17 protein-coding genes are annotated in these 23,553 nt (G+C 68.6%); all 17 read right to left on the bottom strand.

Annotated features, from left to right (window positions below; translation table 11 throughout):
* Positions 1-220: 220 nt before the first annotated feature.
* Positions 221-4,093, bottom strand: a complete 3,873-nt coding sequence (locus tag ABZ806_RS12625) for a DNA-directed RNA polymerase subunit beta' (RefSeq protein WP_500217010.1) — start codon at positions 4,091-4,093, stop codon at positions 221-223.
* A 19-nt stretch (positions 4,094-4,112) separates the two neighbouring features.
* Positions 4,113-7,589, bottom strand: coding sequence for a DNA-directed RNA polymerase subunit beta (gene rpoB, locus ABZ806_RS12630; protein ID WP_500217011.1), 3,477 nt, complete (start codon positions 7,587-7,589; stop codon positions 4,113-4,115).
* A gap of 367 nt (positions 7,590-7,956) precedes the next feature.
* Positions 7,957-8,943, bottom strand: a complete 987-nt coding sequence (locus ABZ806_RS12635; RefSeq protein ID WP_500217074.1) for an Rv1363c family protein — start codon at positions 8,941-8,943, stop codon at positions 7,957-7,959.
* Between the two features lie 2 nt (positions 8,944-8,945).
* Positions 8,946-9,434 (bottom strand): Rv1363c family protein, encoded by a 489-nt coding sequence (locus ABZ806_RS12640; RefSeq protein WP_500217012.1) that lies wholly within the window; start codon positions 9,432-9,434, stop codon positions 8,946-8,948.
* 10 nt (positions 9,435-9,444) lie between these two features.
* Positions 9,445-10,905: an MCE family protein gene (locus tag ABZ806_RS12645; RefSeq protein ID WP_500217014.1), complete on the bottom strand. Its 1,461-nt coding sequence runs from the start codon at positions 10,903-10,905 to the stop codon at positions 9,445-9,447.
* Complete coding sequence (locus ABZ806_RS12650) at positions 10,902-12,224, bottom strand: MCE family protein (protein ID WP_500217016.1); 1,323 nt, start codon at positions 12,222-12,224, stop codon at positions 10,902-10,904. Before ABZ806_RS12650 ends, ABZ806_RS12645 begins: the two co-directional genes overlap by 4 nt.
* Positions 12,221-13,555, bottom strand: a complete 1,335-nt coding sequence (locus ABZ806_RS12655; RefSeq protein ID WP_500217017.1) for an MCE family protein — start codon at positions 13,553-13,555, stop codon at positions 12,221-12,223. Before ABZ806_RS12655 ends, ABZ806_RS12650 begins: the two co-directional genes overlap by 4 nt.
* Positions 13,552-14,616 carry an MCE family protein gene (locus ABZ806_RS12660; RefSeq protein WP_500217019.1) on the bottom strand — a complete coding sequence of 355 codons (1,065 nt, stop codon included), beginning with the start codon at positions 14,614-14,616 and terminating at the stop codon, positions 13,552-13,554. The genes ABZ806_RS12655 and ABZ806_RS12660 overlap by 4 nt, the downstream gene beginning before the upstream one ends.
* Positions 14,617-15,648 carry an MCE family protein gene (locus ABZ806_RS12665; RefSeq protein ID WP_500217020.1) on the bottom strand — a complete coding sequence of 344 codons (1,032 nt, stop codon included), beginning with the start codon at positions 15,646-15,648 and terminating at the stop codon, positions 14,617-14,619.
* Positions 15,645-16,952, bottom strand: a complete 1,308-nt coding sequence (locus ABZ806_RS12670; protein WP_500217021.1) for an MCE family protein — start codon at positions 16,950-16,952, stop codon at positions 15,645-15,647. The genes ABZ806_RS12665 and ABZ806_RS12670 overlap by 4 nt, the downstream gene beginning before the upstream one ends.
* Before the next feature lie 7 nt (positions 16,953-16,959).
* Positions 16,960-17,808, bottom strand: coding sequence for an MlaE family ABC transporter permease (locus tag ABZ806_RS12675; RefSeq protein ID WP_500217022.1), 849 nt, complete (start codon positions 17,806-17,808; stop codon positions 16,960-16,962).
* On the bottom strand, positions 17,808-18,656 hold the full coding sequence (locus ABZ806_RS12680) for an MlaE family ABC transporter permease (protein ID WP_203596301.1): 849 nt from the start codon (positions 18,654-18,656) through the stop codon (positions 17,808-17,810). The genes ABZ806_RS12675 and ABZ806_RS12680 overlap by 1 nt, the downstream gene beginning before the upstream one ends.
* Positions 18,656-19,777 carry an ABC transporter ATP-binding protein gene (locus tag ABZ806_RS12685; RefSeq protein WP_500217023.1) on the bottom strand — a complete coding sequence of 374 codons (1,122 nt, stop codon included), beginning with the start codon at positions 19,775-19,777 and terminating at the stop codon, positions 18,656-18,658. The genes ABZ806_RS12680 and ABZ806_RS12685 overlap by 1 nt, the downstream gene beginning before the upstream one ends.
* Before the next feature lie 564 nt (positions 19,778-20,341).
* Positions 20,342-20,731: a 50S ribosomal protein L7/L12 gene (gene rplL / locus ABZ806_RS12690; RefSeq protein WP_500217025.1), complete on the bottom strand. Its 390-nt coding sequence runs from the start codon at positions 20,729-20,731 to the stop codon at positions 20,342-20,344.
* A 55-nt stretch (positions 20,732-20,786) separates the two neighbouring features.
* On the bottom strand, positions 20,787-21,362 hold the full coding sequence (gene rplJ, locus ABZ806_RS12695; RefSeq protein ID WP_500217026.1) for a 50S ribosomal protein L10: 576 nt from the start codon (positions 21,360-21,362) through the stop codon (positions 20,787-20,789).
* A gap of 354 nt (positions 21,363-21,716) precedes the next feature.
* Positions 21,717-22,595, bottom strand: coding sequence for an SCO4651 family lipoprotein (locus ABZ806_RS12700; RefSeq protein ID WP_500217027.1), 879 nt, complete (start codon positions 22,593-22,595; stop codon positions 21,717-21,719).
* A gap of 105 nt (positions 22,596-22,700) precedes the next feature.
* Entirely contained in the window at positions 22,701-23,552 is an 852-nt protein-coding gene (locus tag ABZ806_RS12705; protein WP_500217029.1) for an SCO4651 family lipoprotein, read from the bottom strand.
* Position 23,553: the final 1 nt, after the last annotated feature.

The raw sequence follows: 23,553 nt of genomic DNA on the forward strand, positions 1-23,553 counted from the left end.
TCTTCGGCGACGTGGTGGAACATCCGGAATGGACGGTACGCACAGGTGGCCGACGGAGGTTTCTGGCCGCTGCTGCTGGTAGATAGCTCTGCTGCCGGGATCTTCTGACCCGGAACACGCGGAGGGGCCCCTCCCGGGTGGAAGGGGCCCCTCTGCGTGTCGTCAGGCACGGGTGTCCGCGAGCCGGGACGCCGCCGGAGCGGCGTCCCGGGACGGGACGCTAGCGGTTGTACTGGCCGAAGTCGTACTCCTCCAGCGGCACGGCCTCGCCGGAACCCTGGCCGAAGGCGTACTCGGCGCCGTCGTCGTAGGAACCGACGGAGTAGACCGCCGCCTTCGCCTCCTCGGTCGGCTCGACCCGGACGTTGCGGTACTGCGGCATGCCGGTACCGGCCGGGATGAGCTTGCCGATGATGACGTTCTCCTTGAGGCCCAGCAGCGGGTCGCTCTTGGCGTGCATCGCGGCCTCGGTGAGCACCCGGGTCGTCTCCTGGAAGGACGCCGCCGACAGCCACGACTCGGTCGCGAGCGAGGCCTTGGTGATGCCCATCAGGACGGGGCGGCCGGCGGCGGGCGTGCCGCCCTCGGCCACGACGTTCCGGTTCGTCTCCTCGAAGATCGGACGCTCGACCAGGTCGCCCGGGAGCAGCGAGGTGTCGCCCGACTCGAGGATGTTCACCCGCTTCAGCATCTGGCGGACGATGATCTCGATGTGCTTGTCGTGGATCGACACGCCCTGCGACCGGTAGACCTCCTGGACCTCCTGGACCAGGTGGAGCTGGACGGCGCGGGGGCCGAGGATGCGCAGCACCTCGTGCGGGTTGATCGCACCCGCGATGAGCTGCTGCCCGACGCCCACGGACTCGCCCTCCTTGACCAGCAGGCGGGACCGCATCGGCACCTGGTAGGCGATCTCCTCCGAGCCGTCGTCCGGGACGACGACGACCTTGCGGGCCTTCTCCGTCTCGTCGATCTTGACGCGGCCGGCGACCTCGCTGATCGGGGCCACACCCTTGGGGATGCGGGCCTCGAACAGCTCCTGGACGCGCGGCAGACCGTGCGTGATGTCGCCACCGGCCACACCGCCGGTGTGGAAGGTGCGCATGGTCAGCTGCGTGCCGGGCTCACCGATGGACTGCGCGGCGATGATGCCGACGGCCTCGCCGACGTCGACCCGCTTGCCGGTGGCCAGCGAGCGGCCGTAGCAGGCGGCGCAGACGCCGATCTTGGCCTCGCAGACGAGGGCGCTGCGGGTGCGGACCTTCTCCACGCCCGCCTCGAACAGCCGGGTCACGACCGCGTCCGACAGGTCGGTGTCGGCCGGGTAGATGACCGTCCCGTCGACGACGACGTCCTCGGCGATCGTGCGGCCGGTGAGGCTCGTCTCCGTCGTCGGCAGCTTGATCACACTGCCGTCCGACTGCCGCTCGACGATCTCGAACGGGATCGTGCGGTCGGTGCCGCAGTCCTCCTCGCGGACGATGACGTCCTGCGCGACGTCCACCAGGCGCCGGGTCAGGTAACCCGAGTCGGCGGTGCGCAGCGCGGTGTCGGCGAGGCCCTTGCGGGCGCCGTGCGTCGAGATGAAGTACTCGACGACCGACAGCCCCTCGCGGAAGGACGACTTGATCGGACGCGGGATGGTCTCGCCCTTGGGGTTGGAGACCAGGCCGCGCATACCGGCGATCTGGCGGAGCTGCAGCGGGTTGCCGCGGGCGCCCGACTGGATCATCATCCAGATCGGGTTGGCCTTCGGGAACGCCTTCTCCATGTCCACCGCGACGTCCGCGGTGGCCTTGTTCCAGATCTCGATGAGCTCCTGCTTGCGCTCATCGTCGGTGATCAGGCCGCGGTTGAACTCCCGCTGCACCTTCTCGGCACGCGCCTCGTAGCCGGCCAGGATGTCCGCCTTGTTCGGCGGCGTGATGACGTCGTCGATCGCGATCGTGACACCGGACCGGGTCGCCCAGTAGAAGCCGGTGCTCTTCAGCGCGTCGAGCGCGCCCGCGACGGCCACCTTCGGGTAGGTCTCCGCCAGCTCGTTGACGATCGCCGAGAGCTGCTTCTTGCTGATCTCGTCGTCCACGAACGAGAAGTCGTCCGGCAGCGTCTCGTTGAACAGGGCGCGGCCGAGCGTCGTCTCCAGCCGGTACGGCTGACCGGGCTCGTAGCCCTCCGGCGCGATCCAGTCGCGCGGCGGCGGCATGTCCTTCAGCCGGATCTGGATCTTGGCCTGCAGGTCGAGCTCGCCCCGGTCGTAGGCCATGATCGCCTCGGCGGCCGAGCCGAACGCGCGGCCCTCGCCGATGGCGCCGTCCTTCTGCGTCGTCAGCCAGTACAGGCCGATGACCATGTCCTGGGTGGGCATGGTGACGGGCTTGCCGTCCGACGGCTTCAGGATGTTGTTCGTCGACAGCATCAGGATCCGCGCCTCGGCCTGCGCCTCGGCGGACAGCGGCAGGTGCACCGCCATCTGGTCGCCGTCGAAGTCCGCGTTGAACGCGGTGCAGACCAGCGGGTGGATCTGGATGGCCTTGCCCTCGACCAGCTGCGGCTCGAACGCCTGGATGCCGAGCCGGTGCAGGGTCGGCGCGCGGTTCAGCAGCACCGGGTGCTCGGTGATGACCTCTTCCAGGACGTCCCACACGACGGGACGCGCGCGCTCGACCATCCGCTTGGCGGACTTGATGTTCTGCGCGTGGTTGAGGTCGACCAGCCGCTTCATGACGAACGGCTTGAACAGCTCCAGCGCCATCTGCTTGGGCAGGCCGCACTGGTGCAGCTTCAGCTGCGGGCCGACGACGATGACCGAACGGCCCGAGTAGTCGACGCGCTTGCCCAGCAGGTTCTGCCGGAACCGGCCCTGCTTGCCCTTGAGCATGTCCGACAGCGACTTCAGCGGACGGTTGCCCGGCCCGGTGACCGGGCGGCCGCGGCGGCCGTTGTCGAACAGCGCGTCGACGGCCTCCTGCAGCATCCGCTTCTCGTTGTTGACGATGATCTCGGGCGCGCCGAGGTCGAGCAGGCGCTTGAGCCGGTTGTTCCGGTTGATGACCCGGCGGTACAGGTCGTTCAGGTCGGAGGTCGCGAAGCGGCCGCCGTCCAGCTGCACCATCGGACGCAGGTCCGGCGGGATCACCGGGATGCAGTCCAGCACCATGCCGAGCGGGCTGTTGCGGGTGTTGAGGAACGCCGAGACGACCTTCAGCCGCTTGAGGGCGCGGGCCTTCTTCTGGCCCTTGCCGGTGCGGATGATGTCGCGCAGCTTCTCGGCCTCGGCGTCGAGGTCGAAGTTCTGCAGCCGCGCCTGGATGGCCGCGGCGCCCATGCCGCCCTGGAAGTACTTGCCGAAGCGGTCGCGCATCTCGCGGTAGAGCAGCTCGTCGCCCTCCAGGTCCTGGACCTTGAGGTTCTTGAACCGGCTCCACACCTCGTCGAGGCGGTCGAGTTCGCGCTGCGCGCGGTCGCGCAGCTGCTTCATCTCCCGCTCGGCGCCGTCGCGCACCTTGCGCTTCTGGTCGGCCTTCGCGCCGGCCTCCTCCAGCTCCGCGAGGTCGCCCTCCAGCTTCTGCTGGCGGGCCTCGACCTGCGCGTCGCGGGCCTGCTCGATCTGCTGGCGCTCCACCGAGATGTGCGCCTCCAGCGTGGGCAGGTCGCGGTCGCGCCGCTCGGAGTCCACGCTGGTGATCATGTAGGCCGCGAAGTAGATGATCTTCTCGAGATCCTTCGGGGCCAGGTCCAGCAGGTAGCCGAGGCGGGACGGCACGCCCTTGAAGTACCAGATGTGCGTGACCGGCGCGGCCAGCTCGATGTGGCCCATCCGCTCGCGCCGCACCTTGGCGCGGGTCACCTCGACGCCGCAGCGCTCACAGATGATGCCCTTGAAGCGGACGCGCTTGTACTTGCCGCAGTAGCACTCCCAGTCCCGGGTCGGGCCGAAGATCTTCTCGCAGAAGAGCCCGTCCTTCTCCGGCTTGAGGGTCCGGTAGTTGATCGTCTCCGGCTTCTTCACCTCGCCGTGCGACCACTGGCGGATATCGTCGGCGGTCGCCAGACCGATGCGAAGCTCGTCGAAGAAGTTGACGTCAAGCAACTGTTTTCCCCTTGAGTTCTCAGACCTCGTCGACGCTCATCGCGCCCTCGTTAGGACGGCGGGACAGGTCGATGCCGAGCTCCTCCGCGGCGCGGAAGACGTCCTCGTCGGTGTCGCGCATCTCGATCGACATGCCGTCGCTGGAGAGCACCTCGACGTTGAGGCACAGCGACTGCATCTCCTTGATGAGCACCTTGAAGGACTCGGGAATGCCGGGCTCGGGGATGTTCTCGCCCTTGACGATGGCCTCGTACACCTTCACGCGGCCGAGGACGTCGTCGGACTTGATGGTCAGCAGCTCCTGGAGCGCGTAGGCGGCGCCGTACGCCTCCAGCGCCCAGACCTCCATCTCACCGAAGCGCTGGCCGCCGAACTGGGCCTTACCGCCGAGCGGCTGCTGGGTGATCATGGAGTACGGGCCGGTCGAGCGCGCGTGGATCTTGTCGTCGACCAGGTGGAGCAGCTTGAGGATGTAGATGTAGCCGACGGAGATCGGGTCGCGGTAGGGCTCGCCGGTGCGGCCGTCGAACATCCGGGCCTTGCCGCCGGGCTCCACCATGCGGTTGCCGTCGCGGTTGGGCAGCGTGCTCGTGATCAGCCCGGTGACGTCGCTCTCCTGGGCACCGTCGAACACCGGAGTCGCGGTGTTGGTCCACGGCTCGGCCTCGTCGGCGCCGATGGCCTTCAGCGCGCGCTTCCACTCGGCGTCGTCGCCCTCGATCTTCCAGCCGCGGGAGGCGACCCAGCCGAGGTGGGTCTCCAGGACCTGGCCCACGTTCATGCGTCCGGGGACGCCCAGCGGGTTCAGGACGATGTCGACCGGCGTGCCGTCCTCCATGAACGGCATGTCCTCGACCGGGAGCACCTTGGAGATGACGCCCTTGTTGCCGTGCCGGCCCGCCAGCTTGTCGCCGTCGGTGATCTTGCGCTTCTGCGCGACGTACACCCGGACCAGCTCGTTCACGCCGGGCGGGAGCTCGTCGCCGTCGTCGCGGGAGAACACCCGGACGCCGATGACCTTGCCCTGCTCGCCGTGCGGCACCTTCAGCGAGGTGTCGCGGACCTCCCGCGCCTTCTCACCGAAGATCGCGCGCAGCAGCCGCTCCTCGGGGGTCAGCTCCGTCTCGCCCTTGGGCGTGACCTTGCCGACCAGGATGTCGCCGGGGACGACGTCCGCGCCGATGCGGATGATGCCGCGCTCGTCGAGGTCGGCGAGGACCTCCTCGGAGACGTTCGGGATGTCCCGGGTGATCTCCTCGGGGCCGAGCTTGGTGTCGCGGGCGTCGACCTCGTGCTCCTCGATGTGGATCGAGGAGAGGACGTCGTCCTGCACCAGGCGCTGGCTGAGGATGATCGCGTCCTCGTAGTTGTGGCCCTCCCACGGCATGAACGCCACGAGGAGGTTCTTGCCGAGCGCCATCTCGCCGTTGTCGGTGCACGGCCCGTCGGCGATGACCTGGCCGACCTCGACCCGCTGCCCCTCGTCGACGATGGGCTTCTGGTTGAAGCAGGTGCCCTGGTTGGACCGCTTGAACTTCGACACCCGGTACGTCGTCCGCGTGCCGTCGTCGTTCATGACGGTCACGTAGTCGGCGGAGACCTCCTCGATGACGCCGGCCTTCTCGGCCGTGATGACGTCACCGGCGTCGGTCGCCGCGCGGTACTCCATGCCGGTGCCGACCAGCGGCGCCTCGCTGCGCAGCAGCGGGACGGACTGGCGCTGCATGTTGGAGCCCATCAGCGCGCGGTTGGCGTCGTCGTGCTCCAGGAACGGGATCATCGCGGTGGCGACCGAGGTCATCTGCCGCGCCGAGACGTCCATGTACTGGACCTCGCGGGCGGGGACCAGCTCGACCTCGCCGCCCTTGCGGCGGACCAGGATGCGGTCGTCGATGAAGGTGCCGTCGTCGTTCAGCAGGGAGTTGGCCTGCGCGATGACGTAGCGGTCCTCCTCGTCGGCGGTGAGGTAGTCGATCTGCTCGGTGACGACGCCTTCGGTGACCTTGCGGTACGGCGTCTCGACGAACCCGAACGGGTTGACCCGGCCGAACGCGGCGAGCGAGCCGATCAGGCCGATGTTCGGGCCTTCCGGCGTCTCGATCGGGCACATGCGGCCGTAGTGGGACGGGTGGACGTCGCGGACCTCCATGCCCGCCCGCTCGCGCGACAGGCCACCGGGCCCGAGGGCGTTCAGCCGGCGCTTGTGCGTCAGCCCCGCCAGCGGGTTGGTCTGGTCCATGAACTGCGACAGCTGGCTGGTGCCGAAGAACTCCTTGATGGAGGCGACGACCGGCCGGATGTTGATCAGGGTCTGCGGCGTGATCGCCTCGACGTCCTGGGTGGTCATCCGCTCGCGGACGACGCGCTCCATCCGGGCCAGGCCCAGCCGGACCTGGTTCTGGATCAGCTCGCCGACCGTGCGCAGCCGCCGGTTGCCGAAGTGGTCGATGTCGTCGACCTCGATCGGCACGGGGACGGCCCCGAGGGTGGCCTCCTCCTCGCCGGCGTGCAGCCGGACGAGGTACTCGACCGTGGCGACGATGTCGTCCTCGGTCAGCGTGCCCTGGCGCATGTCCAGGTCGAGACCGAGCTTCTTGTTGATCTTGTAGCGGCCGACCTTGGCGACGTCGTACCGCTTCGGGTTGAAGTACAGGTTCTCCAGCAGCGTCTGCGCGGACTCGCGCGTCGGCGGCTCACCCGGACGCAGCTTGCGGTAGATGTCGAGGAGCGCGTCGTCCTGGCCGGACGTGTGGTCCTTCTCCAGGGTGACGTTGATCGACTCGTAGGAGCCGAAGCGCTCGCGGATGCGGGCCTCGTCCCAGCCGAGCGCCTTGAGCAGCACGGTGACGGGCTGCTTGCGCTTGCGGTCGATGCGGACGCCGACGTTGTCGCGCTTGTCGATCTCGAACTCGAGCCAGGCGCCGCGGCTCGGGATGACCCGGCAGCCGTAGATGTCCTTGTCGGACGCCTTGTCGAGGGCGCGGTCGAAGTAGACGCCGGGCGACCGGGTCAACTGGGAGACGACGACGCGCTCGGTGCCGTTGATGATGAAGGTGCCCTTCGGGGTCATGAGCGGGAAGTCGCCCATGAACACCGTCTGGCTCTTGATCTCACCGGTGGTGTTGTTGATGAACTCCGCCGTCACGAACAGCGGGGCGGAGTAGGTCATGTCCTTGTCCTTGCACTCCTCGACGGAGTACTTGGGCGGCTCGAACCGGTGGTCGCGGAACGAGAGGGACATGGTTCCGGAGAAGTCCTCGATGGGACTGATCTCTTCGAAGATCTCCTCCAGCCCCGACTGGGTCGGGACGCTCTTACTTCCGGCCTTCTGGGCCGCCTCGACCCGGGCCTTCCACCTCTCGTTGCCCAGCAGCCAGTCAACGGAGTTGGTCTGCAGTGCAAGGAGGTCCGGGACTTCGAGCGGCTCCTTGATGCGCGCGAAGGAGACGCGGTGCGGACCGGTTGCGGTATTCGAGGCGTTGCGCGAGGCTGCCAAGAGTGGTCCTTCCGAGGGCTCGCGGCGTAACTGACGACACGCACGCCAGACGATCCACGTCCGAGACCTACTTTTTCGGGGTCTACAACAGACCCCCGCAGGGGTGCTCTCACACGTGGATAGTCAGAGGGCAGCGCAAAGGGGCAGTGTAGCCGACTGGTACACCGCTCGCAACTCTAGCGCCGCAGTATGCATCACGTTGCCATGGAGCATCGCCCCTCAGCGCCTCTCAGTCAAGAGCGGACTTGGACTTTTCGGGCCCTGACCTGCAGTGAGGAAGGTTACAGTTTAGGCCCACGAGCGGCGTCCAAGAGAACACCCCGTGATCCGGCTGGGGATCACGGGGTGTCGGGGCTCGGGGGTGGGGTTACGAGAGGACGGTGACCTCGGAGGCCAGCCACTTGCCGTCCTTCTTGACCATCGTCATCTTGATGCGGAGCGGCTCCGGGAGGCGCTGCTCCTTGTCGCTCTTGGTGGCGGACGAGCGGTTGGCGTAGACGAGGGTCACGACCTTGTCGGGGGTCGCGCTCACGACACCGATCTTCATCACGGTCGTGTTGGAGACCGCCTGCTGCTGGACCGCGACGGTCTTGAGCTCCTCGGCGAGCTTGCCGTACTGGGTGTGCAGCTTGCCGGTCGTCAGGGCGGACGCGGCCTTCAGGTCGGTGTCCAGGGTCCGGTAGTCGTAGGACGACATCTTCTGCGCCGTGTGGGACGACGCGAACGTGGCCTCCTTGACCGCCTGCTGGGTCGCCTTCTGCTCCTTGACCTTCAGGCCCAGGACCGTCGTGCCGACACCGAGCGCGATCGTCAGGACGGCCAGGACGGCGATCACCGTCGGGAGGCCCAGGCGGCCGCGGCGAGGCTTGTCGTCCTCGTCGTCGTCCTCGTCCTCGTCGTCGTCGTCCTCGTCCTTGGGCGTCTTCTTGAGGTTCAGGCGCTTCGGCTTCGCCGGCTCCTCTTCGTCCTCGTCGTCCGCCTCGTCCTCGACGTCGGTGTCGGTGTCGGCGGTTTCGGCCTCCTCCGCCTCGGCCTCTGGGTGTTCCGGGGTGGCGGAGTCGTCCTCGGAAGGGGCTGAGTCGTCCTCTGCCGCGTTTTCGGGGGTGGGGTCGACTTCGGAGAGCTTCGCTGATTCGCGGGGCTTCTCAGTGGATTTGGCGGGCTCTTCGGCTTCGGCGGCCTCGTCGGCGGCTATCTGGGCCAGGCGGGCGGCCTCGCGGGCCCGCTCCGCGGCCTCCTCGGCCAGCTCGGCGGCCTTCGCCGCCTTCGCCGCCTTGTCTGCCTTGGTGGCCTTGTCCGACTTGGCGTCGGGCTTCTTCTTGTCCGAAGCGGAGCGCTTGCCCCGGCCGAGCATCGTCACGGGACCATCTCCATGTCGGAAACGAGCCAGCGGTCACCGACCCGCTCCAGGTCCATCAGGTACCTGTACTTGCGCGGAACGCCGTCCTTCACCTTGGGGTTCGTCACGACGCCGTCCAGGGAGACCATCACCTCGGCGGAGTCGCCGTCGATGGACACGACCGCGGCGGTGACGTCGGTGAGCGTGGACTTCGCGCCGGTCTGGGTGAGCTGGTCGATCAGGGTCTTGGCCTGGGAGCTCAAGGTGTTCTTGAAGTTGCCGGTGGCGCCCGACACGATGCGGTCGACGTCGCGCTGGGCGGTCGCCTTGTCGAGCGTCATCAGGTTGACGCCCATCTGCCGCGCCGACTGGCTCGCCTTCGCCCGCTGGTCGACGTCGTCCTTGTTGCGGAGGGAGACGACGCCGAGCCAGCCGGACGCGATGGCCAGGGCGACCACGGCGACGCTGAGCGTGATCGCGGTGACCATGGGAAGGCGGGGCCTCATCGTGTCCGCCTCACTGGCTCAACGGTCCGAGCAGGAGCCACTTCCACGAGGATTCCTCTCCCAGCTGACGGGTTCCGGCGCTGCGCGGCATCACGTATCGCTTGCCGTCGGGCCCGTAGACCGCACCGGTCGTTGGATCGTATCCAGCGAAATCAACTGAATCGGACGGATAGGAAAGGATCAGTCGGCCGTCCGTGACCTGGCCCGTCGGGGCCGCGGCGGCGGCCTTCGTCTTGGCGTCGTTCTTGCCGCCGTCCTTGCCCTTGGCCTCGGTCTTCGGGTCGGCGGTGGCGCCGCCCTCGGGGAAGCCGGCACCGGCGGTGGCGCCCGCCGGGACCTGCGGGTACGGCAGGATCTCGTTCTTCGGGAAGTTGCGGGCGCCGCGCACGGCGGTGGGCGCGTTGTGCGGGGCCTTGCAGCCGGCGTCGAGGCGCGGCTTCTTCGGGGACGTGTCCTGGGGCCAGCGGTGCTTGACCTTCTCGTAGCCCTCGGTGCACGGCGGCGGCGAGTCGATGTTGAGGTCGAGGCCCAGGTGCTGGGTTCCGTCGCCGGGCGTGACGGTGAACGCTCCGGCGACCGTCACCGGGTACAGGATGAACAGCGACCGCAGGCCCGCCTGGCGGGACGTGATGACCTGGCCGGTCGTGGTGAGGTTCGCCAGGAGGACGGGCAGCGTCGGCGCCAGCTGGTTGATGGCCTTGTGCGTCTCGTCCACCGCGCCCGGCACGGCGTCGATGGTCTTGCGCAGCGCCGGGTCGTCGTTGCGCAGGGACCGGGTGAGCTCGTTCAGGTTGCGGGCGAAGCCCTGGATGTTGGCGGCCTGCCCGCGCTGGGTGTCCAGGACGGTGACGCTGTTGTCCAAGAGCCGCTTGGTGTCGGGGTACGCCTCGTTCGCCGTCTTCAGCAGCCGGTCGGTGTCGTCCAGGATCGACTGGAGGTCCTCGGCGGAGCCGGAGAACGCCTTGTTCAGCTCGTCCACGATGACGCCGAGGTCCTTGGTGTTGACCGACCCGACGAGCGAGTCGACGTTGCGCAGCAGTTCGGCGGTGGACACCGGGAGCGTGGTGCGCTCCTTCGGGATCGTGTAGGCGTCGCCCTCGTCGAGGTAGGGCCCGCTCTTCCTGGTCGGCTCCAGGTCGATGTACTGCTCGCCGACCGCGGACCGGTTCGCCACGACGGCCTTGGTGCCCTCGCGCGGGATCCGCTCGCCGCGTTCGAGGAGCAGCTTCACCCGGATGCCGTCCTTGGTCAGCTCGAGCGGCCCGACGCGTCCGACGGGGACGCCCCGGTAGGTGACCTCCGCGTTGGTGAACACGCCGCCGGAGTCGGTGAGGTCGACGTAGGCGACGTACTGCTTGCCGAGCAGGCCGCGGCCGAGGCCGATGTAGTTCACCGAGACGATCGCCACGCCGACGACCGTGATGACCGCGAAAGCGATCAGCTGGATGATGACGCCGCGCTTGAGGATCACGAGAGGCCCCCCGTCACCAGGGTCCGCAGACCGCCGTCATCGGAGCCGAGCGAGCCCGTGCGCTCCGGTGCCGGGGTACCGGACGTCTTCTTCGTCGCCGGCGTCTTCGTCGTCGGCGTCGTCTTCGGGGCCGGCGTCGGCTGGCCGGGCAGCCCCGGGATCCCGCCGGACGTCTGCGGCAGCACGCCTAGCGGCGAGTCGGGCAGCGTGACGTTCGGGACCTGCAGCATGCCGCGCATCTGCGCGCCGTTGCCGAGCATCCCCTCCAGGTCGGTGCCGCCGAGCAGGTTCCGGGCGATGGACTCGAAGTCCAGGTCGACGGTCAGCCGGACGTTGCCGTAGTCGCCCTCGATGGTGTTCTCGAACGTGGCCGGGAACGGGAAGGTGATCAGCGACTCCAGCGACCGCGGCAGGTCGTTGCCCGCCTTGTTGAGGTTCCGCAGGATCTTGTCGACGTCCCGCAGGTTCGCCAGCAGATCGGTCTTCGACCGGTTGATCACGTTGGTGGTGGTGCGGCTGAGCTTGTCCAGCGCGACCAGCATCTTGGTGAGGTCGGCGCGGTTGCGGTCGAGGACGGCGATCGCGGGCCCCGTCTCGTCGATGGTGTCGCGGATCGTCTTGCGCTCGGCCGCGAGCTTGCCGCTCAGCCGGTCGATGCTGTCGAGCGCGCGGGTGATCGCGGCGCGGTTGCGGTCCAGCGTCCCGGTGAAGGTGTCGACCCGCTCCAGCACCGAGCGGATCGTGCCGGTCCGGCCGTTCATCGCGGCCTGCAGCTCGTGGCTGATCGTGGAGACCTGCTCCAGGCCGCCGCCGTTCAGCAGCAGCGACATCGCCGACAGCACCTCTTCGATCTCGGTGCCGCGCGAGGTGCGGTTCAGCGGGATCAGGTCACCGGTGCCGAGCCTGCCGTTCGGCGCCTCGTACCTCGGCGGCTCCAGCTGCACGAACTTCTCGCCGAGGAGGCTGGTCTGGCTGACCGTCGCCAGCGCGTTGTCGGGCAGGTTCACGTCCCCGCGCACCCTCACGGTGACGAGCGCGTGCCAGCCGCCCTGGCCGGGGGCGCCGCCCTCCAGCGTGATGTCCTCGACCTTGCCCACCGACACGTCGTTGACCTTGACCGCCGACTGCGGGACGAGGTCCAGCACGTTCGCGAACTCGATCTTGATGGTGACGGGGTTGGAGCCGAGGTCGGGGCCGCCGGGCAGCGGCAGCGACGAGACGCCGTTGAACGAGCAGCCCGACAGGGCCGCCGTCGCGGCGATCGCGGCGGCGCCCAGCAGGCGGGCGCGGCGGACCGGCCGTCTCCTGGTCCTGCTCATCGGCCACCTCCCGGCAGCAGCGCGCTGAGGTCCCCGGGCCTGCTGCGCGCCGCCGTCTTGTTGGTCGTGGTCTTCTTCGCCGTCTTGGTCGACTTGCCGGACTTGCCGCCGGGGCCGTAGGCGTCCGGCGGGATCGGGACCGGGTCGTAGTGCGTGGTCAGCGCCGTGATCCAGGACAGGTCCAGGCTGAAGCCCGTCAGCGCCGTGCCGATGCCGTTGTAGGGCTTGACGAAGTCCAGGCACTCCTTGGCGGGCGTGCCGACCGAGTACGCCAGCGAGCAGACCCAGTCGGCCAGGTCGTGGAACTGGCGGAAGTTGTTGCGGGTGTGGATGGTGCCGCTGATCGGGTCGTAGGCGCGGGCCAGGTTGTTCACGGCCAGCGGGCCGGCGGTGAGGATCTCGGCGAGCGCGTCCTTCTCCTTGACCAGGACACCGGTGATCTGCGCGAGCTGCCGGACGTTCCCGGCCAGCTCGGTGCGGTTGTCCTTGACGAACCGCTGCACGTTCCGCAGCGTCGGGGCGAGGGTGTTGAGGGCCGCGCTCAGCTCCTCCTTCTCCCCCGCGAGCTGCCCCGACACCCCGTTGAGGTGCCCGGTGAACGACTTGATCTGCTGGTCGTTCGCCTTCATCGCGTCGGTGATGATCCGCAGGTTCTTGATCGTCTCGGCGACGTCGCCGCGGTCGGTGCTGAGCGTGCTGAGCGCCTTGGACGCGTCCGCGATCGTCGCCCGGATGTCGTCGCCCTGGCCGTCCAGGTTCGCGGCGCCGACCTCCAGCAGCCGCGACAGCGACCCCTCCTGGCCGTTCGCGCCGGGCGCGTTGGCGCCCTCCGGGCCGAGCGCCTTGGTCAGGTCGCTCAGGCTGCCGCTGACCTGGTCGACCTCGACCGGGACGGCGGTGCGGCTCGTCGTCAGCGTCGCGCCGTCGGCGAGGACGGCCCCGGTCTTGTAGACGGGGGTCAGCTGGATGTAGCGGTCCGCGACGAGCGTCTGGTTGATGATCACGGCCTGCGCGTTGGCGGGCACCTTGTACTTGGCGTCGTACTTCAGCTCGACCTTGACCGCGTCGCCGACCGGCTCGACCTTCGTGACCTCGCCGACCGGGATGCCGAGGATGCGGACGTCCGCGCCCTTGTAGAGGCCGACGGTCTTGGTGAAGTAGGCCGTCAGGTGGCGCTGCTTCGGCTCCTGGAGGATCAGCAGGAGCGCGGCCACCAGCACTGCGACGGCGAGGATCGCGCCGCCGAGGCGAAGGATGGTTCCTGACCGGCGGGGGTGGGCCCCCTGCAGGGGGCTGGAGCTAACACTGCGCACTGTGACCTGCCTGCTCACGGGAGGAACGGCAACGGGTTGTCGCTGTTGCCGGTCTGCGTCTGGTTGCCGGTCTGGCCGCCCTGCTTCTTCGTCGCGGTCCCGCCATTCGCCGGGGCGTCCTGGATCGACGCGGGAATCGGGAGGAGGTTCTGGATCCACGAGTCGAACCAGCGCCCGGTGCCGGTGACGTCCGAGAACTGCCGCGCGAACGGCGCGAACAGCTTCAGGATCCGGTCGAGGTTGTCCTGGTTCCGCAGCAGGATCCCGTTGACCTTCGCCAGGTTGTCCAGCATCGGCCGCAGCTGCTTCTCGTTCTCCTTGATCAGCGCGTTCACCTGCTGGGACAGGGTCACGGTGTTGATCAGCAGCTGGTGGATGACCGCGCGGCGCGCCTGCACCGCCTGGAGCACCTTGTCGCCGTCCTGGACGAGCTTGGCGAAGTCCTGGTTGCGGTCGGCGAGCAGCTCCGAGACGTTCTTGGCCTTGCCGGCCAGCTCGTGCAGCTCGTCGTCGCGGGACGCGACCGTGTTGGACAGCCGGCGCAGGCCCTGCAGCGACGCGCGGACCTCCTCCGGCGAGTTCTTGAACGTCTCCGACAGCACGTCGAACGACTTCGCGACCTGCTGGACGTCGATCGCGCCGACCCGCCGGCTCAGCTCGCTGATCGCCGGGACGACCTCGAACGGGGTGTGCGTCCGCTCGATCGGGATGGCACGGCCGAGCCGGCCCTTCCCGCGCGGGGTCAGCTCCAGGTAGTGCGCGCCGAGGATCGTCTTGATCTTGATGCCGGCCTCGGTGCGGTCGCCCAGCTTCACGCCGTCGTCCACCCGGAAGGTGACCTTGACGTGGTCGCCGTCCAGGTCGAGGCCGGTGACCTTGCCGACCTTGACGCCCGCGATGCGGACCTCCTCGTCGGGCTTCAGCCCGGCGGCCTCCTTGAACGCGGCCGTGTGGGTCTTGCCGCCGGAGATGAACGGGATGTTGTCGAGGTTCATCGCCACCGCCAGCAGCACGGCGATGATCGCGAACGCGGCGAGACCGATGGGGACCGGGTTGCGTTCCCGGAACGGGATCCTCATCTACTTGCACCTCGCGTTCTCGTTCACGATCGCCGGCGTCTGGTAGACCGGTCCGCCGGGCAGCCGCACCCGCGCGTCGAGACCGCAGATGTACATGTTGAACCAGGACCCGTAGGAGGAGATGTTCACGAGCCCCTCCAGCCGCTTCGGCGACCGCTTGAGCCCGCCGTCGAGCGCCTTCTCGTTGGCCGCGAACGTCCCGGCGAGCTTGCTCAGCCCCGCGATGTCGTTCTTGATGTCCGGCCGCGCATCCGACAGCAGGCCCTGCGTCGTGCCGGTCAGGTCGTTGATCGCCGCGACCGAGTCGAAGATCGCCTTGCGGTCGCCGGACACCCCGCTGACGAAGCTGCGCAGGTCCCGCACCAGCCGGTCGACCTGGTCGTGCCGCTCGTCGATCGTGCCGAGCACGGTGTTGAGGTTGTCGATGACCTGGCCGATGACCTGGTCCCGGTCGGCGAGCGTGTTGGTCAGCGACGCGACGTGCGCGAGCAGGCTGTTGATCGTCCCGCCCTCGCCCTGCAGCACCTGGATGATCTGCATCGCCAGCGTGTTGACGTCCTTCGGCTCCAGCGCGCGGAACAGCGGCCGGAAGCCGTTGAACAGCGTCGTCAGGTCGAGCGCCGGCTGGGTCTGCGAGACCGGGATCGTGCCGCCCGGCTTCAGGTAGTCGTTGGCCTGCCCGGCGCCGTCGCTCAGCGCGAGGTAGCGCTGGCCCATCAGGTTCCGGTAGCGGATCTGCACCTGCGTGGACGACGGCAGCCCCGCCTTGAACGGGCCGTCCTCCTCCACCGAGAACGTCACCTCGGCCTTGTCGCCCTTGTACAGCTCGATGTGCTTGATCTGGCCGACCTGGACGCCGGCGGCGCGCACGTCGTCGTTGTCCAGCAGCCCGGTGACGTCGGTGAAGATCGCCTTGTACTCGCGGGTGTCCCGGAAGCGCATGTTGGAGATCGTCATGGCCAGCACGCCGGTGGCCACCGAGGTGATGACCACGAAGGTCAGCAGCTTGATCGCCGCGCCCGTCGTCCTCACTTGATCGTCACCACCGATCCGTCCGAGAGCAGCGGCCCGAACATCAGCTCCGACACGTCCGACATCTCATCGGCCGGGATCCGCGTCACCGGTCCGAGGACGCTCTTCAGCTGCTGCTCCGGGGTCAGCGAGCCGGTGTCGACGAACACGTTCGACAGGGCCCTGCCGCGGCCGGCGCCGCCGCCGTTCGGGTCGTCCGGGTTCTTCCACCACAGGTCGTCCTGGGTGCCGTCCAGCGCCAGGTAGTCCGGGGACGGCACCTTCGGGTTCGGCAGGCCGTAGCAGCGCGGGTTGCGCCGGTCTTTGGCCTCCGGCGCGTCCAGCGGGTACTTGTAGCCGGGCCGCGGCTTCACGATCTCGACCGTCAGGTTGAAGGTCTTGGACCCGCCCCCGCCGGCGACCCGCTCGGCCTCCGGCTTGAGCTTCATCAGCCCGGCGAACACGCACGGCAGCGACGGCGAGTACCGGGCGACCAGGCTCGCGACGTCCCGGTTCGCGATGTTCACACCGATGATCTTCGGCCCGTTGTGCCGCATGAACGCGTCGCCGTCCTGCGCCAGCGCGGTGGTGGCCGGGATCAGCTGCTCGATCGTGTCCTTCTTGGTGGTGATCGTGCGGCTGGTCACGTTGAGGTTCCGGAGGGTCTGCAGCAGGTCCGGCGCCGCCTTCGCGTAGATGTCGGAGACGTCCGCGAGCCCGTGCAGGTCGTGCACCAGCGTGCCGAGCTGCGGGTTGATCTTGCGGAGCAGGTCGTCGGCCTCTTCGAGGTTGCGGCCGAGCTGGTCGCCGCGGCCCTGCAGCGCCGTCGCGAGCGCGTTCAGCGTCGCGTTCAGCTCCGCCGGCTTCACCGCCTGCAGCAGCGGCAGCAGGTCGTTCAGCACCTTGTCGATCTCGACGGCGGCCTGCGACCGGTCCTGCTGGATGACCTGGCCCTCGCGCAGCCCCGCCGGGGCGGCCTGCGCCGGGATCTCCAGGTCCACGTACTTCTCGCCGAACAGCGTCTTCGGCAGCAGCCGCGCCTGCACGTTCCGCGGGATCAGCTTCGCCTTGCCCGGGTCGAGCGCGAGGTGCAGCGTGGCGCCGTCCGCCGTCGCGTCGGTGCCGCGCACCTCGCCGACGATCAGCCCGCGCACCTTCACGTCCGAGTGCGGCAGCAGCTGCAGCCCGGCCCGCTCGGTCTGCACCTTCACCTCGGTCACGGGCGTGAACGCCTTGTTGTACAGGGCGACGGTCAGCGCCAGCAGCAGGACGATCACGACGATCATCGAGGTGCCGAGCACCCGGTAGCGCACGCGTTCGCTCATCGCGCCGTCACCCCGCGATCCGCACAGTGGTGGTGGTGCCCCAGATCGCCATGCCGAGCAGGAGGTCCGCCACGTTGATGACGACGATGCTGGTGCGCACCGCGCGGCCCACCGCGATGCCGACGCCCGCCGGGCCGCCGGACGCGTGGTAGCCGTAGTAGCAGTGGATCAGCATCACCAGCACCGCGAAAATGATCACTTTGCCGAACGACCACAAGATGTCGTTCGGTGGTAGGAACAAATGGAAATAGTGGTCGTAGGTGCCGGTCGACTGCCCGTAGAACACCGTCACGATCACCCGCGTCGCGCCGTAGGAGGCGAGCAGGCCCACGATGTACAGCGGGACGACCGCGATCATCCCGGCGAGCATCCGGGTCGTGACGAGGAACGGCATCGACGGGACGGCCATGACCTCCAACGCGTCGATCTCGTCGGAGATCCGCATCGCGCCGAGCTGCGCGGTGAAGCCGCAGCCGACCGTCGCCGACAGCGCCAGCGCCGACACCAGCGGCGCGATCTCGCGCGTGTTGAAGTAGGACGCGACGAACCCGGTGAACGCGGCCGTGCCGATCTGGTTCAGCGACTCGTAGCCCTGCAGGCCGACCTGGCTGCCGGTGAAGAACGTCATGAAGCCGACGATCACCACCGAGCCGCCGATGACGGCGAGGCCGCCGGTGCCGAGGCTCACCTCGGCCAGCAGCCGCAGTACCTCCGTGCGGTAGCGGCGCAGCACCCGGAACACCCAGGCGAACGCGCGGGCGTAGAACGACATCTGGTGGCCGAAGTCGTCCAGCCGTGCCAGCGGCGCGCCCACCACCCGGGAGACCGTCTTGCCCGTCTTTCCAGGGGTGGCCATCACATCCCCTTCGACGGGACGAACTGGAAGTACAGCGCGGAGATCACGAAGTTCTCCAGGAAGAGCAGCATGAACGTGATGACGACGGTCTGGTTGACCGCGTCACCGACGCCCTTCGGCCCGCCCTTGGCGTTCAGCCCCTTGTAGGCGGCGACGAGGCCGGCGGTGATGCCGAACACGAACGCCTTGAACTCGGCCTGCAGCAGGTCGGGCAGCTGCGCGATCGCGTTGAACGACGCGAGGTAGGCGCCCGGGGTGCCGCCCTGCAGCATGACGTTGAAGAAGTAGCCGCCCATCAGGCCGACCACCGACACGAGCCCGTTCAGGAACAGCGCGACGAACGCGCACGCGAACATCCGCGGGACGACCAGGCGGTGCAGGGGGTTGATCCCCAGCACCTCCATGGCGTCGATCTCCTCGCGGATCTTCCGGGAGCCGATGTCGGCGCACATCGCCGACCCGGCCGCGCCCGCGACCAGCAGCGAGGTGACCAGCGGGCTGGCCTCCCGGACGATCGCGACGACCGCGGTCGCACCGGTGTAGGACTGCGCGCCGAGCTGCCGGATCAGCCCGCCGACCTGCAGCGACAGGACGCCGCCGAACGGGATGGCGACCAGCATCGTGGGGACGACGGTGACGCTGACGATGAACCAGGCCTGCTGGATGAACTCGCGCCACTGGAACGGCCACTGGAAGGTCGCGCGGGCGGTGTCGAGGCACAGGGCGAAGAAGCGTCCGGGCTCCTTGACGACCACGTTTGCCGCGCCGTCCCCGATCTTGCGGAACGTCGCCGACGACCCGCCGGTCTTCCCCTCTGCCTGGTCCGCGCCGATACCAGGAGTGGACATCAGTACCCTGCACCACCCGCATGCCGGCCGGGCGGCGGGTTGCCGGGGAACGGGCCGCCGGGGCCGGCCGGGCCGCCGGGCGGCGGGCCGGGGGGCGGACCGCCGGGGCCGCCCGGGGCGGGGGCGCCGACGGGCGCCATGGACGCCACGTACCGCGGCCACTCCTCCACCCAGTTGCGGCCGAGGTCGTCGATGAACGAGCCGGGCGGCGGGGTGACGCCGTGCGCGGCGCACCACGCGCCGGGCGCGTGCATGCCGGCCCGGATCAGCCCGTTGGTCGGCATCTGCTGCGGCGGGATCGGCGGCAGCTTGCCCGAGTCGAGGCCCATCTTGGCCTCGGCCTCCAGCTCGGAGGCGTCCTTCTCCTCCGACATGCCGATCGGGCCGACCTTGCTGGCGTTGAGGAACTGCCGGACGACCGGCTCCTCGCTGGACAGCAGCATCTCCCGCGGCCCGAACATCGCCAGGTGCCGCTGGTACAGCAGCCCGATGTTGTCGGGGAGGGTGCGGGCGGTGTTGATGTCGTGGGTGACGATCAGGAACGTCGCGTTGATCTGCGCGTTCAGGTCGATGAACACCTGGTTCAGGAACGCGGTGCGGACCGGGTCCAGACCCGAGTCCGGCTCGTCGACGAGCAGGATCTCCGGGTCGAGCACGAGCGCGCGGGCGAGGCCGGCGCGCTTTTTCATCCCGCCGGAGATCTCACCGGGAAGCTTGTTCTCCGCGCCGAGCAGACCGACGAGTTCCATCTTCTCAAGGACGATGCGCTTGATCTCGGACTCGGACTTCTTGGTGTGCTCGCGCAGCGGGAAGGCGATGTTGTCGAACAGGTTCATCGAGCCGAACAGCGCGCCGTCCTGGAAAAGGACGCCGAACAGCTTGCGGGTCTCGTAGAGCTGGGATTCGGGCAGGTGGGGGAGGTCCCTGTCGCCGATCCAGATGTGCCCGCGGTCGGGCTTGAGCAGCCCGACGAGCGACTTCAGGAAGACCGACTTGCCGGTACCGGACGGGCCCAGAAGAACGGAGATCTCACCTGCGGGAATGGTCAGCGACACGTCCTGCCAGATCACCTGGCGGCCAAAGGACTTGGTCAGGCCCTCGACTCTGATCTCGACGCCCACTCGTCACCTTTCGTCCAGGCCGGGGGGGAATCCCGAACCAATGAGCGAGTAGCACTCAGGCTCTTGCTGTCGTCACACGGCGTGTCCGCCGTGTTGCTACCGTCCGGTAGCCGCGCCGGGTTCCACTACCGTAGCGGGCCGCCGTCCAAATGGAAGGGGTTCCGGTCCAGATCAGCGGCCAAATGCGACGTCGTAAGACAATCGTTACTTACGGCGCCTATGAGACTAGTGGTCCAAGAACCAGCGGCTCAAGACCGGGGTACCGCCCGGCCTCCGGCCGCGCTCCCGCACCCGGCGCTGGGACGGGGACCGCCCAGTGTGACCACAGCGTCAGAACGGGACGGTACGCCGCCCGCCGATGGACACACAACCCGTCGCGACACACGCTTTTCCGCGGACCTTTATCACTCCGGTACAGGAAAACGACCGCGGCCGAGCAGGTGTGCACAGGCCCGAGCGGCCTCGGTCACCTGGAACGCGAAGGAGGCGGCCACCCCCGGAAAGGGGTGACCGCCTCCTTGGGAGAGCGGGTGGAGCCGCGGGCTCCGCAGCTCTGGAGCCGTCCTACTTGACGGTGACCGACGCGCCGGCCTTCTCCAGGGCCTCCTTGGCCTTGTCGGCGGTCTCCTTGTTGACCTTCTCCAGCAGCGCCTTCGGCGCGCCGTCGACCAGGTCCTTGGCCTCCTTGAGGCCGAGGCTCGTGAGCGTCCGGACCTCCTTGATGACCTGGATCTTCTTGTCGCCGGCACCCTCGAGGATGACGTCGAACTCGTCCTGGACGGCCTCCTCGGCGGCCGGGGCACCCGGGGCGCCCGGGGCGGCGGCGACGGCGGCGACCGGGGCGGCGGCCTTGACGTCGAAGACGTCCTCGAACTGCTTCACGAACTCGGAGAGCTCGAGAAGGGTCATCTCCTTGAAAGCGTCGAGCAGGTCGTCGGTGCTGAGCTTCGCCATGATGTTTCCTCCGCTATGGCTTGAAATCTCGGGGTGTACGGAACCGCGGGTGCGCCTACTCGGCGGCGGCCTCGGCGGGCGCCGCCTCGGCGGGCGCCTCGGCCGTCTCGCCGGCCTCCGCGCGCTTGGCGCGCAGCGCCTCGGCGAGCTGGGCCGCCTGCGTCGGCAGGGCGTTGAACAGCGCGGCGGCGTTCGCCATCGAGCCCTTCATCGCACCGGCCAGCTTGGCGAGGAGAACCTCGCGCGACTCGAGGTCGGCGAGCTTGGCGACCTCGGCGGCGTCCATCGACTGACCGTCGATGAAACCGCCCTTGATCACCAGCATCGGGTTCGCCTTGGCGAAGTCGCGCAGGCCCTTGGCGGCCTCCACCACGTCGCCGCGCACGAACGCGATCGCCGACGGGCCTTCGAGCAGCTCGCGGAACTGCTCGTCGACACCGGCCTCGTTCGCGGCGCGCTTGGTCAGCGTGTTCTTCACCACGCGGAACCGCGCGTTCTCGCCGAGGTTGTCGCGCAGCTCCTTGACCTGCGCGACGCTGAGCCCGCGGTACTCGGTCAGCACGGCGCCGCTGGAGCTCTCGAACTCATCCTTGAGCTCGGCGATCGCCGCGTCCTTGTGGGCCTTGGCCATAGCCCTCCTTCCGATTACCTGGGTGGTCCGATCCGCGCCCGTCCACAGGAGGGGACTGGGGCGCCGATCCACCAAAAAACGCCCCGGCGCAGGCGCACGGGGCGTCCAGGCACGGCACGGAGGCCATGCGGAAGCTCTCGTCTCACCTACGCAGGCCGCCCGAACGGTGTCGGGTCCTTCGGTCACCCCACGGGGAGGTGACGACCGGCGGTCTTCGGCATCGAACAGAATACGCGGTCGCCGTCGGACTTACCAAATCGGCGGAACGGCGGAGGGACCGCGCCCCGTGCGGGTCGCGGTCCCTCGTGGCCGAGCGGTCGGGTGGCCGGGCAGTCGGCCTGCCGGGGTCCCGGGTCAGGCGCCGCCGAGGCCGCCGCCGAGCTTGCTCATGATCTCGGCGAAGTCGGTGACCTGGCTCGCCGGCGGCTCGTCGATCTGCACCGGCTTGCCGAAGTCGTGGTACTTCATCGACATGGTCATCGTGCCCTCGGACGTCTGGGCCGACTTCATCTTCATCTGGCGGGGCAGCTGCTGCCCGTCCACCCAGAGGTCGAAGTGCATGCTCTGCATCCCGGTCGAGGCGAGGTTCTTGCGGTACGCCTCCTGCATCTCCGGGGAGAGCTTCGCGATCGCGTCCTCCATCCGGTAGGTGCCGGTGTAGTGGGTGGTCTCGACGCCGTCCAGCGTCTCCTTGCCGACCTCGCGCGCGTCCTTGGACGCCGTCAGCATCTTCGTGTTCTGGACCGGGTCCATCTGCCGGGACTGCTGCAGCAGCTCCTCGATGTTCATGCCGGACTGCTTGCCCAGCTCGTCGAGCGAGAGCTTGATCCAGGGCTTGGCGGACGCGTTGCCGCCGAGCGCCGACAGCATCGGCATCTTCATGTACATGTTCCGGCCGACGAGCCGCTGCTCCATGCCGCCCATCGACTTGCCCGCGGCGGTCATGTCGGTGAAGTTCATGCTGTAGGCGAGGTCGGGCTTCGTCCGGTACTGCATGGTGCCGTTCATCGAGACGTCGCCGTCGGTGGCGCCCGCCATACGCATCGACATGTCGGCCTTGAACGAGCTGACGTCGCCGGTCTTCTCCGCGGCCTTGCCGAGCACCTGCGCGGCCGTCAGCTTGATGTTCTTGCCGGCCTCGTCCACCTTCTGCCCGGCGTCCCCGAGGCAACCGGTCATCGAGAGGGCGAGGCCGGTGGCCAGCGCCGTGGCGGCGGCGAAACGACGGATCATCGTGGGGGTTCTCCTTGGTCTTCCAGTCGGCCGGGCGCACGGGCCGATCAGTAGTGAGACGCTGGAGAACCCGGTTCGGTTCATTTCCCCTCGGGGTGATCCGGCTCAGTTCCCGCCGAGCAGCGACCCGAGCGACAGCGTGCCCACCTGGTCGGCCGGCGGCGCGTTGACCGTGAAGGAGTCACCGTAGTCGCGGTAGAGGACGGTCACCGAGCCGGTCTCGCCCTGCGAGCCGTTCGCCTTCGACACGATCTTGCGGGGCAGGTTGTCGCCGTCCGTCCAGAGATCGAAGTTGATCTTGCCGTTGGCGCGGTCCTTCGGCAGCCACTTGCCCACCTTCTCGCGCGCCCGCGCGTCGAGGCGGTTCAGCGCGTCGTCGATGGTGACCGTGCCCGTGTAGTGGGTCGTCCGCACGCCGTCGACCGTCTCGGTCCCGACCCGGCGGGCGTCCTTGGAGCCGGTGAACATCTTCGTCTGCTCGGCCGGGTCGACCTTCTGCACCTGGTCGACCAGGCCCTGGACGTCGAACCCGGTCCGCTGCGACACCTGGTTCACGTCGATCTTCACCCACGGCTTGCCGCCGCTGACGAACTGGGCGAGCTGCGGGACCTTCGCGTAGAGCACGTTGCCGGTGAAGACCGCCTGGCCCTTGGCGCCGGGGACGCTCTGCCCGTTGCGGCTGAACTCGTCCAGCTTCGCGCTGAACTGCAGCGTCGGGCGCAGCTGGAACTGCCCCTGCGCGTGGATCCTGCCGGACTCGTTCCCGCTGTCGGCCACCGTGAGGTCGGCCTTGAACGTGTCGGCCTTCGCCGTCTGCTCGGACGTCTTGATCAGCGCCTGCCCGGCGCTGAGCTTCATGTTCTCCGTGTTCGCCGACCCGTCCCCGTTGCATCCGGACAGGACGAGCGCTGCGCCCACGGCTGTACCGCCGGCCGCCACCACGAGTCGTCGGTTCATG

The sequence above is a fragment of the Spirillospora sp. NPDC047418 genome (genome assembly GCF_040643275.1).
Lineage (GTDB): Bacteria > Actinomycetota > Actinomycetes > Streptosporangiales > Streptosporangiaceae > Spirillospora.

What these genes read in the sequence shown, in the direction of transcription:
- ABZ806_RS12635 (WP_500217074.1), bottom strand. Translation starts at nt 8,943, where the DNA reads ATGCTCGGCCGGGGCAAGCGCTCCGCTTCGGACAAGAAGAAGCCCGAC.
- ABZ806_RS12640 (WP_500217012.1), bottom strand. Translation starts at nt 9,434, where the DNA reads ATGAGGCCCCGCCTTCCCATGGTCACCGCGATCACGCTCAGCGTCGCC.
- ABZ806_RS12650 (WP_500217016.1), bottom strand. Translation starts at nt 12,224, where the DNA reads ATGAGCAGGACCAGGAGACGGCCGGTCCGCCGCGCCCGCCTGCTGGGC.
- ABZ806_RS12660 (WP_500217019.1), bottom strand. Translation starts at nt 14,616, where the DNA reads ATGAGGATCCCGTTCCGGGAACGCAACCCGGTCCCCATCGGTCTCGCC.
- ABZ806_RS12670 (WP_500217021.1), bottom strand. Translation starts at nt 16,952, where the DNA reads ATGAGCGAACGCGTGCGCTACCGGGTGCTCGGCACCTCGATGATCGTC.
- ABZ806_RS12675 (WP_500217022.1), bottom strand. Translation starts at nt 17,808, where the DNA reads ATGGCCACCCCTGGAAAGACGGGCAAGACGGTCTCCCGGGTGGTGGGC.
- ABZ806_RS12680 (WP_203596301.1), bottom strand. Translation starts at nt 18,656, where the DNA reads ATGTCCACTCCTGGTATCGGCGCGGACCAGGCAGAGGGGAAGACCGGC.
- rplL (WP_500217025.1), bottom strand. Translation starts at nt 20,731, where the DNA reads ATGGCGAAGCTCAGCACCGACGACCTGCTCGACGCTTTCAAGGAGATG.
- rplJ (WP_500217026.1), bottom strand. Translation starts at nt 21,362, where the DNA reads ATGGCCAAGGCCCACAAGGACGCGGCGATCGCCGAGCTCAAGGATGAG.
- ABZ806_RS12700 (WP_500217027.1), bottom strand. Translation starts at nt 22,595, where the DNA reads ATGATCCGTCGTTTCGCCGCCGCCACGGCGCTGGCCACCGGCCTCGCC.
- ABZ806_RS12705 (WP_500217029.1), bottom strand. Translation starts at nt 23,552, where the DNA reads ATGAACCGACGACTCGTGGTGGCGGCCGGCGGTACAGCCGTGGGCGCA.